This is a genomic window from Enterococcus sp. DIV0802b (genome assembly GCF_050543535.1).
In the GTDB taxonomy this organism is placed as follows: domain Bacteria; phylum Bacillota; class Bacilli; order Lactobacillales; family Enterococcaceae; genus Enterococcus_D; species Enterococcus_D entomosocium.
Map to the genome: position 1 here is coordinate 229,210 of NZ_CP172941.1, position 12,487 is coordinate 241,696.

Annotated in this window: 9 protein-coding genes; 8 read left to right on the forward strand and 1 reads right to left on the reverse strand. The window is 43.0% G+C overall.

Features of this window, described 5'->3' with window-relative positions; genetic code table 11:
• The first annotated feature begins 229 nt into the window (after window positions 1–229).
• From IGJ12_RS01090 to IGJ12_RS01120, 7 genes are all read left to right on the forward strand, one after another.
• Entirely contained in the window at window positions 230–1,045 is an 816-nt protein-coding gene (locus IGJ12_RS01090; protein ID WP_223347153.1) for a PRD domain-containing protein, read from the forward strand.
• Window positions 1,046–1,133: 88 nt separating this feature from the next.
• Window positions 1,134–2,990: a beta-glucoside-specific PTS transporter subunit IIABC gene (locus IGJ12_RS01095; RefSeq protein ID WP_430619264.1), complete on the forward strand. Its 1,857-nt coding sequence runs from the start codon at window positions 1,134–1,136 to the stop codon at window positions 2,988–2,990.
• Window positions 2,991–3,009: 19 nt separating this feature from the next.
• Window positions 3,010–4,467: a glycoside hydrolase family 1 protein gene (locus IGJ12_RS01100; protein WP_086332890.1), complete on the forward strand. Its 1,458-nt coding sequence runs from the start codon at window positions 3,010–3,012 to the stop codon at window positions 4,465–4,467.
• Between the two features lie 445 nt (window positions 4,468–4,912).
• On the forward strand, window positions 4,913–6,679 hold the full coding sequence (locus tag IGJ12_RS01105; RefSeq protein WP_086332891.1) for a DUF2264 domain-containing protein: 1,767 nt from the start codon (window positions 4,913–4,915) through the stop codon (window positions 6,677–6,679).
• A complete protein-coding gene (locus IGJ12_RS01110) occupies window positions 6,654–7,481 on the forward strand; it encodes a DUF7402 domain-containing protein (RefSeq protein WP_086316775.1) in 828 nt (275 codons plus the stop codon). Before IGJ12_RS01105 ends, IGJ12_RS01110 begins: the two co-directional genes overlap by 26 nt.
• 149 nt (window positions 7,482–7,630) lie before the next feature.
• Complete coding sequence (locus IGJ12_RS01115) at window positions 7,631–8,794, forward strand: glycoside hydrolase family 88 protein (protein ID WP_086332892.1); 1,164 nt, start codon at window positions 7,631–7,633, stop codon at window positions 8,792–8,794.
• Between the two features lie 13 nt (window positions 8,795–8,807).
• Window positions 8,808–10,583 carry a glycoside hydrolase family 35 protein gene (locus IGJ12_RS01120; protein WP_430619265.1) on the forward strand — a complete coding sequence of 592 codons (1,776 nt, stop codon included), beginning with the start codon at window positions 8,808–8,810 and terminating at the stop codon, window positions 10,581–10,583.
• A 24-nt stretch (window positions 10,584–10,607) separates the two neighbouring features.
• On the opposite strand, the gene IGJ12_RS01125 is transcribed toward IGJ12_RS01120, so the two are convergent.
• Complete coding sequence (locus IGJ12_RS01125; RefSeq protein ID WP_034878155.1) at window positions 10,608–11,315, reverse strand: GntR family transcriptional regulator; 708 nt, start codon at window positions 11,313–11,315, stop codon at window positions 10,608–10,610.
• 190 nt (window positions 11,316–11,505) lie between these two features.
• Between IGJ12_RS01125 and IGJ12_RS01130 the strand changes: the two genes are divergently transcribed.
• Window positions 11,506–12,468 (forward strand): PTS mannose/fructose/sorbose transporter subunit IIAB, encoded by a 963-nt coding sequence (locus IGJ12_RS01130; protein WP_016619589.1) that lies wholly within the window; start codon window positions 11,506–11,508, stop codon window positions 12,466–12,468.
• Window positions 12,469–12,487 lie beyond the last annotated feature (19 nt).

The window sequence follows — 12,487 nt, forward strand, 5'->3', positions numbered from 1 at the left end:
ATACTGCGACTTGGTGCCCTTATCGATTTGTATAGTCATCGATTTTAAGAAAAATGTAAGGGTTGACATTTTCTTTTGTAGATAGTACGATGTTGTCAAAGATGCAGGAGTGTTACTGATAAACAAGTCAGGCACCACCAAGTCCAAAAGCAAAGTTATTCTTCGCGTAACAGCGCAGGAAGCTTCGTTTTAGGTTTGGTGTTTTTTTGTCTTTAAGGAGGTGGAAATGATGACTATAGTAAAAACACTGAATAACAATATTGTTTTGGTACGAGATGATCAAGGGACTGAGAAAGTTTTATTTGGGACAGGAATTGGGTTTAAAAAGAAACGTGGAGACATGGTTGATGAAGCATTGATCAGTAAAATTTTTACTCCCAATGAAGAGGAGAAGCATAGCCATAAGATAGAGAATTATACGCCGGAAGTATTAAGTATTGCAGCAAAAATTATTGATCTTGGGGAAGCAGAATTAAATCAAAAGTTTGGTACCGGATTGTTGTTTTCTTTAGCAGACCATTTAACTTTTTCGTTGAACAATTCGGTAGAAAATGAAAATCCCATCAAATGGGAGATTCCTCATCTATATTACAAAGAATATCAAATCGGTAAGCAAGCGTTGGCACTTATTCAACAAGAGTTAGCTGTGCAATTATTGCCAGAGGAAGCAGCATTTATTGCGCTTCATTTTGTGAATGGACAGATTGATCAGTCGAATATGGCAGATACATTGCAAATAACAGAAGTGATCAAAAAAATTGTTAAAATCGTCCAAATCCTTTATGGAACAGTCTTAGATAAAACAACAGCAGATTATTCACGATTTATTACTCATATTCGTTATTTCATTATGCGCCAAAAAAACAAAAAAACGTCGTTGAAGATGGACGAGCAAATACGTGAACTGATTCAGGAACGATATATGAAAAGTTATGCCTGTGGTCTGCTCATTAAAGATATGCTAGATAGAGAGTACCATTGGAAAATCTCTGAGGATGAATTGGTATATTTAGTCATTCATATTGAACGAATTACAACTAAATAAAGATAAGGTGTGTTATCTAGAAAAGAGCATAAGCCTAAGTGGAAGTTTTTTTCACTTGGGCTTTTTCTTTAGTAAAGGAGGAGCAACAATGGAAAATAAAGAATTAGCGAAAAAAATCATTGCCTTAGTTGGTGGAAAAAGTAACATATCCCAAAGCTGGCATTGCATTACCCGTTTACGATTTAATTTGATAGATGATTCGAAAGTAGAAAAGAATGAGATCAATGAATTAGCAGGAGTGATCGGCAGTCAATTTAGTGGGGGGCAATATCAAGTGATCATTGGTGCCAAGGTGGCTGAAGTCTACAAAGAAGTTGCCGATCAATTAGGGGAAGAGGTTACTATGGAAGGGTCTTCGAATAAGAAAATGAACTTCTTAGATAAAATTTTCGATGTGATTAGTGGAATCTTCACGCCACTGATGCCTGCAATCATCGGGTCAGGTTTGATCAAAGGTCTCATGGCATTATTCGTTGTAGTTGGGTGGCTTTCACCAGAGAGCTCTGCCTATGAAGTATTGAATATCTTCTCAGATGCGGTATTTTACTTCTTGCCTTTCTTTGTTGCTATCACAGCAGCTAGAAAATTTCAGACGAAAGAGTCTCTGGCTGCTGCGTTAGCAGCGATCCTCATGTATCCCACGCTGATCAATGGTGCGGCAGAAGGAGGAAGTGCATTATCGTTATTTGGTCTAGCCATTCCATTAAATAACTATTCTTCTACGGTATTACCGATTATTTTAGGTGTACTTCTTATGAGCTATATCAATAAATGGATGGATCGAGTAGTTACTAAAACAGTTAACATCGTTTTTAGTCCAATGTTGACCTTACTAGTCACGGCACCGATTCTCTTAGCGATCGTTGCACCACTAGGAAATTTTTTAGGTAAATATTTAGAAGAAATCTTTACCACGTTGTTCACCGTTGCAGGTCCTTTAGCGGGCTTGTTGATGGGAGGACTGATGCCGCTGATCGTCATAACAGGTATGCATTATGCTTTCTTTCCTGGAACATTTGCTAGTCTTCAAAAATTAGGCTACGATATTATGCTTTTGCCGATGAATTTGGTTGCGAATAGTGCACAGGCTGGAGCTGTTTTAGGGGTAGCTTTGAAGGCGAAAAAAGCGACCACGAAATCTTTGGCATTTTCTACTCTGATTCCTGCAATTTTCGGAATTACTGAACCAGCTATCTATGGCGTAACGTTGCGCTTGAAGAAACCTTTCTATGCCTCATTGGCAGGAGGCGCTGTAGGAGGAACGATTTTTGGCTTTTTTGCAGTCCAAGTGACCGCATTTTCTATTCCTGGTATTACTGCTTTACCAACATACATTATTCAGGATTCGAATAATTTTATTTATGCGCTGATCGGTTATATCGCTAGTTTTGTCGTTTCGTTTGTTCTAACAATGTTTTTGGGATTTGAAGAAGAAGCATCAGAAAAAGCATCAGAAAAAACGACCAATATAGCAGTTGAAACCAAATATCCAATTGAAGTTTATTCTCCTATGGAAGGCGAGGTCAGAGATTTAGCGACCGTTGCAGATGAGACATTTTCAACAGGGCTAATGGGAAAAGGGGTAGCAATTTTTCCAGAAGAAGGCGTAGTCTACGCACCATTTTCCGGGAAAATCACGATGATGACTCCGACGAAGCATGCGGTAGGAATACGTTCAGAAGAAGGTGTCGATCTTTTGATCCATGTTGGGATCGATACTGTCAAGCTGCAAGGCGAATCTTTTGATTATCTTGTTGCAGCAGACGAAACAGTCGAAAAAGGACAACCCATCATTAGGTTTGACTTAGAAAAAATAGCTAGAAGTGGGTATGATCTAACAACAATGATCATTGTGACCAATAGCTCAGAATTTTTAGACGTGATCATTACTGGAGATAGGCATGTGGAGTCAACGACATCGCGCTTGATGATGTGCATTCAATAATAGAAAAGGAGAGAAAATAATGAAAAAATTTACAGGATTTAAAGATGATTTTTTATGGGGAGGAGCTACCGCTGCTAACCAAATCGAAGGTGCTTATTTAGAAGGCGGAAAAGGATTATCAACTTCAGATTTTGCCGCATACAAAGACCCTTATGCTTCTGGAAAAGTAAATAATTTTACTTTTAACGTCACTTCAAAAGAGTTAGCTGAGTATGCGATGCATCCTGAATGTTATCTTTTCCCAAAACGTTGGGGCATTGATTTTTACCATCGGTACAAAGAAGATATTGCTTTATTTGCAGAAATGGGATTTAAATGTTTTCGCTTATCAGTTTCATGGGCGAGGATTTTCCCCACGGGACTTGAAGATGAGCCGAATGAAGTAGGTCTAGCTTTTTATGATGCTGTTTTCGATGAGTGTGAGAAATATGGCATTGAGCCTTTGGTAACGATGTCACATTATGAAATGCCGATCGAACTGACGAAGAAGTACAACGGATGGATCAGTCGTGAGCTAGTTCCCTTGTTTGAGAAGTATGCCCGGGTTATTCTTGAACGCTATAAAAATAAGGTGAAGTATTGGATCACGTTCAATGAAATGAATATGAATCTTAATAGCTTATATACAGGGGCGGGGATATTAGAAGATTTAGTGGATGATTCATTGCAAGCGGCATATCAAGCGTCTCACCATCAATTCTTGGCAAGCGCATTGGCTGTAAAAGCTGCGAAAGAAATTATTCCTGATGTAGAGATTGGGTGTATGATCAATCAAATAGAAGCATATGCACATACAACAAAGCCAGAAGATCAACTGCAAGCGGTGAAATCCAACCAGTTGAATATGTTTTATCCTGATGTTCAAGCACGGGGGTATTATCCTAGCTATATTTATAGCTACTTTTCAGAGAATGACTTGTCCATCGATATCCGACCAGAAGATGCGGATATCCTTCAAGAGGGGACAGTGGACTTTGTGGCCATTAGTTATTATATGTCTCATGTTGCGGAGGCTAGAGAAGATGCTTCTAAATTAGCAGGTACTTTTGATAGCCCAATTAAAAATGAATATTTAGAGCTCTCTCAATGGGACTGGCCAATTGATCCAATTGGGTTAAGAATATCATTGATTAAATTATATGATCGTTTCCAAAAACCTTTATTTGTTTGTGAAAATGGGTTAGGAGCGAAAGATGAGTTAGTCAATGGGGAAGTTCACGATGCGTATCGAATCGATTATTTAAAAAAACACATTGAACAAATGCGCGAAGCCGTTAAAGACGGTGTTGATCTCATGGGATACACGCCATGGGGCTGCATTGATTTAATCAGTTGCGGAACTTCTCAAATGTCAAAACGCTACGGCTTTATCTATGTGGATCAAGATGACCAAGGACAAGGAAGTTTGGCTCGTTATCGGAAAGACTCGTTTTATTGGTACAAGAAAGTGATTGCTTCTAATGGAGATAAATTATAAAAAAGGCTGTGAATGAGCAGGGGAGCAAAAAGATAGAAACAGAAAAACTCAGACAATCGTTGCAAGTAGGAGTGTGCCTCATGCTTGGCTTTTTAAAAGCATAAGACCCAAAGCGCGCGACAGCAGTTTCAACTGCTGTCGCGTATTTGTATTTCAATGGTGTTTGTATGTGTTGATTAGTAAATGAGGTTAAAACTTTTCTATGATTTTTTTAATAAATATTCCTATTGATTATCATATTTTCTTAATATTAAATCAGTTAACTTTCGCCATTTCTCCAATCACTTTCCCATAGCTTCAATTCCTCTTTTTTTGTTAACAGGTTAAGTCAAAAATCCCTCAAAATCTTTTCTCATTTTTCAGCAGTATTGCCAGTAGAAAATCGCTTGATAAAAAAGTCGTGGCTTGCTATTCTGTTCTGTAAATTGACAGAAGGAGATGGCGTATGAAGCAAATGGCAATCAAAGAGAATCCGTTTTTGACGCGTCTGGATTATCAGCGGGCAGTGGAAGACATGATCGCTCCTTTGCGAGAAGCGATCTTGGCAGATGACTATCCAGGATTGAATCTAGGTAGCAGTGGGGCCGTGTATGACCGAACACGGGCTGAGATGGAAGCGCTTGTGCGTCCTTTGTGGGGGCTGGCGCCTTATTGGAGGATTTGCTCAGATGATCCGTTACGAGTAGCTTATGTGGAAAAAGTGATCGCGGGGACAGATCCTGAACACGCATTTTACTGGGGAAGGATCACGGATTATGATCAATACATCGTGGAAGCAGCCGCATTGTCATTGACTCTTTTATTGCAAAAGGATGCTTTTTGGACAGCGTTGCCGCAGAAGAACCAGCGAAAGCTAGTGGCTTGGCTATCCCAAGCACTTGAGTGCAAGATTCCTAAGAACAACTGGACATTCTTCAAAGTGTTGATTCGCGTTGCCCTGTTTCACTGTGGGGAACCGTTGGCAAAAGAAGCATTGTCCCAAGAGTTGGCATTGATCGATTCCATGTACATTGGCGATGGTTGGTACGTAGATGGGAAAACGACGCAGCGAGATTACTATATTCCTTTTGCGTTTCATTATTATGGCTTGATTTACGCTACATTTATGCAAGACGAAGACCCAGAATGGGCACAGCGTTTTAAAGAACGAGCCACCCGATTTGCCCAAGATTTCATCTATTATTTTGATGAAGACGGCGAAGCCTTGCCCTATGGCCGCAGCCTGACTTATCGGTTTGCGCAAGGGGCGTTTTTCTCGGCACTGGTTTTCGCAGACGTCGAAGCTATCCCATGGGGACAGGTGCGAGGACTACTGGCGAAGCACTTGCGCAATTGGATGGCACAAGAAATTTTCACTTTCGATGGTCGCTTGTCCATCGGATACCACTATGAAAATCAAGTGATGGCAGAAGGGTACAATGCACCAGGCTCGCCTTACTGGGGGCTTAAGACCTTTTTGCTTTTAGCGGTCGCAGAAACGCATCCTTTTTGGCGGGCTGAACCTGAGCCAATCAAGAGAGAGCCGCAAAAACGGATTGAAAAAGGCAATATGTTGCTGGTGCACAATGAAAAAAACCATCATTTGTTGGGGTATCCTGCAGGTTTGATGCTTGAACAGCAAGCGCATGCTCAAGCAAAATACAGCAAATTCGTCTATTCGAGCAAATTTGGCTTCAGTGTGCCGAAAGCCGGCGTCACGTATGCCGAAGGCGCCTTCGATAGTACATTAGCTATTGCTCGAGATGGCAGCTATTTTCGCACGAAGGGCGCAGTCATGGATTATCGAGTGACGGAAAAAGGCATCTTTATCCAATGGGCTCCCTTTGGGGAGGTAGTGATTGAAACTGAGATTTATCCATTTGGTCAGTGGCATGTGCGCGTGCACGAGTTGACGACGACGATTTCGTTGGACCTTCGTGAGGGCGGATTTAGTGTACCGCTGACTGGACGGTTGCCTCAGGCCCAAACAGGACCGACCTGGAGTCGAGTCAGTGAAGAGGGCTTTTGTTCTCAAATCATCAACATCGAAGGCTATCAACAAGCCAGTATTGTTCAGCCAGAAGCCAATACCTCCGTCTTTTTTCCAAGAACCAGTTTTCCATACTTAGCACAACATATTCCGCCAGGGAAGCACCGTTTGATTTGTTTAGTCGGTGGTATCGTAGAAAAAGAAAGGATCGATCCAAATGATTACGCTAGCAATAAAAAATAAGCAGGACCAGGTGATCGTCGGTCGCATCGACCATGAAAAAGAACCCGCGCCATTTCAAGTTTCTGATGATGATTTGGCCGTATTAGCCATTAAAAACTATCCCTATGAGGAAGGAGATAAGATCGTTATTGAGGTGACGGGGGAAAATCCGTATTATGTCCTTCAGCTTGATGAAACCTTAGCACCATCACTGATCTATCTTTCCCAATCCACTTGGGAGTATCAGATTCCTTGGACGGAGTCCGCTCGAAAGTCCTCGGTGGAAACGGCCTTTACCTCGCAGCGCCATCACCTGATGGTGCGCAAAGCCCATGCGTTTGAGATCACGAATTATCAAAATTTATCCTTCAATGCCCATGATCAAAAGTCAGCGACAGGGGCGTATCCTCATGCTTCAGCGAATGTGGAAACGCGAGATGATTCCGTCTTTTTTGCCAAGAATGCGATTGATGGAAAATATGGCAACCGATCCCACGGTTCGTATCCGTTTGCTTCTTGGGGCATCAATCAGCAAGCCGATGCTGCGTTGACCATTGAGTTTGGTCGTCCCGTCTTGATTGATCGGGTTCGCTTCCTATTGCGGGCAGATTATCCCCATGATAGCTACTGGACCAAAGGGACCTTGGTCTTTGCTGATGGAGAAGAGCTGGTGGTGGAAACGACAAATACGGCGTCTTTTCAAGAAGTTCGTTTTCCGAAAAAAGAAACGACTAAGCTGACCTATAAAGAGCTGCAAAAAGCAGAGGATGATTCCCCCTTCCCAGCTCTTTCACAAATCGAAGTATTTGGTTGGAACTGTTAAAAAAAAGAGGACAAGAGCATGACAGGTCTGCATTTGTGTGCAGTTGTCATGCTCTTTTTTAGGAATCAAGGAAGGAAGGTCGCTTTTTTTGTGCGTTTACGTTATAATGATTTCAGTTAATATGTTAACAAGTTAAGGAGAGTGTAAACATGCGTCTGCAAGAGAACAAACAACGCTTGATCCTGTTAGGAGAAAAAGTGACCGATGTGTGGTTAGCGGATAAAATCACCGCGTGCATCCAACAGATCGAAAAAAATAGTCAGCGCTTTGGCACACAGTTTCCTTCAGCCTGTGCCACCAATGGCAAATATCGGCTGAAAGGCAACGATGATTGGACCAATGGCTTTTGGACCGGGATGTTGTGGCTCGCCTATGAGTGGACCAAGGAAAAGAACTTTCTTGATCGAGCTATGGCAAATATCGACAGTTTTCAAACGCGTTTAGACGACCATTTTGTATTAGATCATCATGATATTGGTTTTTTATATAGCTTATCTGCCGGTGCGGGCTACAAGATCACTGGCGATGAACACTGCAAGCAAGAAGTCATTCAAGCAGCAGATGTTTTGCTGGCACGGTTTCAAGAAAAGGGGGAATTTATTCAAGCTTGGGGCACTTATGGCGACCCACAAGAATACCGCTTGATTATTGATTCGTTACTAAACTTGCCGCTTTTATTTGCAGCAACTCAATTGTCGGGAGAGCCTCGCTACGCAGAGGTTGCGAGTAAGCATTATCAGACAGTCCGAAAGACCGTCATTAAGAATGACGCCACCACCTTTCATACGTATTATTTCGAGCCAGAGACGGGGCAGCCAAGTCACGGTGCGACGCATCAAGGAAACAGCGACCAATCGATTTGGGCACGAGGGCAGAGCTGGGCGATTTTAGGGCTTCCTTTGAATGAAAGCTACCTGCATAGTCAGCCTTTTCCAGAAAATTATCCGCAGATCGTGGAGGTGTTTTTGGCTCATTTGCCAGCAGATTTGGTACCGTATTGGGACTTTGATTTTAACGACCAACATCCTGCTGAAAAAGACAGCTCTGCTTTAGCGATTGCGGCTTGTGGCTTGTTGGAAGCAGAGAAAATGGGGGCATATCCCGATGCTAAAAAAATCGCTAAAGGGATGCTTTACCAATTAGGCGAACATTATGCAGCGAACCAAGTGCCAGAAAATGAGGGCTTATTGCTGCATGGTGTGTATGCTCATGCGGAAGGCAAAGGCATCGATGAGCCCAATCTTTGGGGTGATTATTTCTATTTAGAAGGATTGATCCGATTGGCATTGCCTGATTGGCAAAGATACTGGTAAAGGGGAAGACGACATGCGAACGTTTGAGATAAAAGAAGATTTTTTGTTAGATGGAAAACCAATCAAATTGATTAGCGGAGCGATCCATTATTTCCGCATGACACCGGCGCAATGGACAGATAGCCTCTACAATCTAAAAGCACTGGGAGCCAACACAGTTGAGACCTACATTCCTTGGAATCTCCACGAACCTCGTGAAGGAGTCTACGACTTTGAGGGGATGAAAGACATCTGTGCTTTTGTAAAGCAAGCCCAAACGCTAGGCTTGATGGTCATTTTACGGCCTTCCGTCTACATCTGTGCTGAATGGGAATTTGGCGGGTTGCCAGCTTGGCTGTTAAATGAACCGATGCGGTTGCGCTCAACCGACCCACGCTTCATGGCAAAGGTGCACAACTATTTCCAAGTCTTGCTGCCAAAGCTTGTGCCGTTGCAGATCACCCATGGGGGACCAGTGATCATGATGCAGGTGGAAAATGAGTACGGCTCTTATGGAATGGAAAAAGCGTATTTGCGCCAGACCAAGGAGTTGATGGAAGAATACGGCATCGATGTACCCTTGTTTACCTCAGATGGGGCATGGGAAGAAGTACTGGACGCTGGGACATTGATTGAAGACGACATCTTTGTCACAGGCAATTTCGGCAGTCGTTCCAAGGAAAATGCGGCTGTGATGAAAGAGTTTATGGCAAAACATGGCAAAAATTGGCCCATCATGTGCATGGAATACTGGGATGGCTGGTTCAACCGCTGGGGCGAGCCGATCATCAAGCGAGACGGTCAAGACTTAGCTAATGAAGTCAAAGAGATGTTAGCGGTCGGCTCCTTGAATCTCTACATGTTCCATGGAGGCACGAACTTTGGCTTTTACAATGGCTGTTCCGCTCGGGGAGCGCTGGATCTACCACAAGTGTCCAGCTATGATTACGATGCTTTACTGACAGAAGCAGGAGAACCTACCGACAAATACTATCAGGTACAAAAAGCCATAAAAGAAGCCTGTCCCGAAGTGTGGCAAGCCAAACCACGGACCAAGCAATTAGCGGCATTAGGAACCTTGCCCATCGAAAACAGTGTCTCATTATTGGCTATCAAAGATCAGCTGATGGCACCACAAGAAAGCATGTATCCTCTAACAATGGAAGCTGCCAGCACAGGCTACGGCTATTTGCTCTATTCGGTTCAGTTAAAAAACTATCATCGAGAAAACAAATTAAAAGTGGTAGAAGCTAGCGATCGGTTGCATATTTTTACCGACGGCCAATTACAGGCGATCCAATACCAAGAAACGCTAGGTGAGGAGCTGTTGATCCAAGGGACACCAGATAAAGAAACCATCGAGCTAGATGTCTTAGTAGAAAACTTAGGGCGCGTGAACTACGGGTTTAAATTGAACGGGCCTACACAAGCCAAAGGCATCCGTGGGGGCATCATGCAAGATATTCATTTCCATCAAGGCTATCGTCATTACCCATTGACGCTTTCCGCAGAGCAGCTACAAGCCATCGATTATCAAGCAGGAAAAAATCCGACACACCCCTCCTTTTATCAAACGACCTTCAGGCTGACAGAGGTAGGAGATACGTTTATCGATTGCCGTGGGTATGGGAAAGGCGTCGTTATCGTCAACGGCATCAATCTTGGTCGCTATTGGCAACGTGGCCCCGTGCATTCCTTATACTGTCCGAAAGAATTTTTGAAAAAAGGCAGCAACGAAGTCGTGGTATTTGAAACCGATGGCGTTGAGATCAAGGAACTCGTTTTCTGTGATCAACCTGTCGTAGAATAAAAAAATAGAAGTAGAGACCCAAATTTACGCGGGCTCTACTTCTATTTTTGTTTTGAAATATTTCCAGTGCTTGTAGCTAACGATGTATTCAGCGACACTTCCATCTGCTAAATAGGAGTGCTTGACTTGTTTGACCGCAGGCTCTCGGAAGCTCAGTTGCAATAAGTTCAACAATTCAGCGTCATCAGGAAAGACGATTTCGTTGGTTTCAACAGAAGCCAATGAGAAAAGGTCGATCGCAAAGTCTTTTCGGACCCGCTCATAAACACTAGCATATTGGTTGAGGTTTTTGGCGATCGGTTCTTTCATCAGCTTCTTCGGCAAATGAGTGATGTGAACCAAGAAAGGAACGTCGCCAAAATAGCGGACTCGTTTGATTCGGTAGTAGGAAGCACTGGCAGCCAATCCTAATTCTTTCAAAATCTCTGGGTCATTTCCTTCTTCCACCGCAAGGACCTTGACCTTTTCTTGGTCCAGTGAATGCAGCTCAATGTCGGAAAACTTCACACTCTGAGATACTTTTGCTTTTGAAACAAAGGTCCCTTTGCCTTGGATGCGATACAGATAGCCAGCACTCGTCAATTCATTCAACGCTTTGACTGCCGTGATCGAACTAACAGAATACATCCGCTTGATATCCGCCTCTGAATAAAACTTATCGCCGGGAATGAATTTATGGTCTTTGATTTCTTGTAAAAGATCTTGCTTGATCTGCTCATACTTTGGCAGCACAGTGGTTTCCCTCCATTCTATATGAATACATCAAGCATAACATGTTAAATCCTTTCCTGCCACTTAATTAGTGTAGAAAATTCGTTGTTTTCCAGTCTATACAGGCCTGAAAAATAAAATTCAATATGTTAAGATATTAGGTTTACGAATGGCTTGCCATGTGGTATAGTATGCTTACAAGGAACATAACATGTTAAGTGGGGCGACCTGCGGAGTAGGAGGGAAATTAGTGGAAAACATTGTATTGATCAGTCATGGCGGCATGGCAGAAGGGGTCAAAAGCAGTCTGGAGATGATCGTAGGCCAGCAAGCAAACGTTCACACCGTTTCATTACGACCAGATAGTGACAATCTACAATTTGAGAAAGAATTGAACGAGAAAATGAAAGCCCTTAACGGTTCAACATTGATTATTGCGGATTTATTAGGAGGAACCCCGTGCAACGTTGCAGTCAAGAATTATTTAGAGGATGACGAAGTGGCGATCTTCGCTGGAATGACATTGTCCGTAGTGATCGAGGCAGTCGTCAATCAACGAGCGACGATCAAAGAGCTGCTTTGCTTAGCCAAAGAAAACATCGTTGATGTCAAAGCAGGGATGAACCAAGCAGAACAAGAGATTTTAGAAGAAAAGCAAGAGGAATTAGGGGATTACAGTGCGTATGCTGGGCAAGAAAATATCGTCAATAGTCGAATCGATGAGCGCTTGATCCATGGACAAGTCGCCGGTATCTGGTCCACCAGTTTAAACACGCAACGGATCATCGTAGCCAATGATGAAGCCGCCGTAGACCCATTACAAAAATCTTCTTTACGAATGGCAGCGCCAACTTCGATGCGACTTTCGGTCCTTCCGGTGGCAACGGCAGCCAAAAATATTCGCGCCGGTCGTTATGGAAAACAACGGTTGTTTTTGCTTTTCAAAAATCCCCAAGATGTTTTGCGTTATATTGAAGCAGATGGACCGATCAAAGCGATCAACGTCGGCAACATGAGCTACAAAGAAGGCGCACGGGAAGTGACCAAAAGCATTCAAGTACTGCCAGAAGAAGAGCCGATCTTTGAAGCGATCGCCGCAAAAGGCATCACCGTCACGGCACAGCTTGTACCCAATGAACCATCGATCGACTTTATGAAGAAATTACGAGGATAAACCAGGTAGGGATTGAATC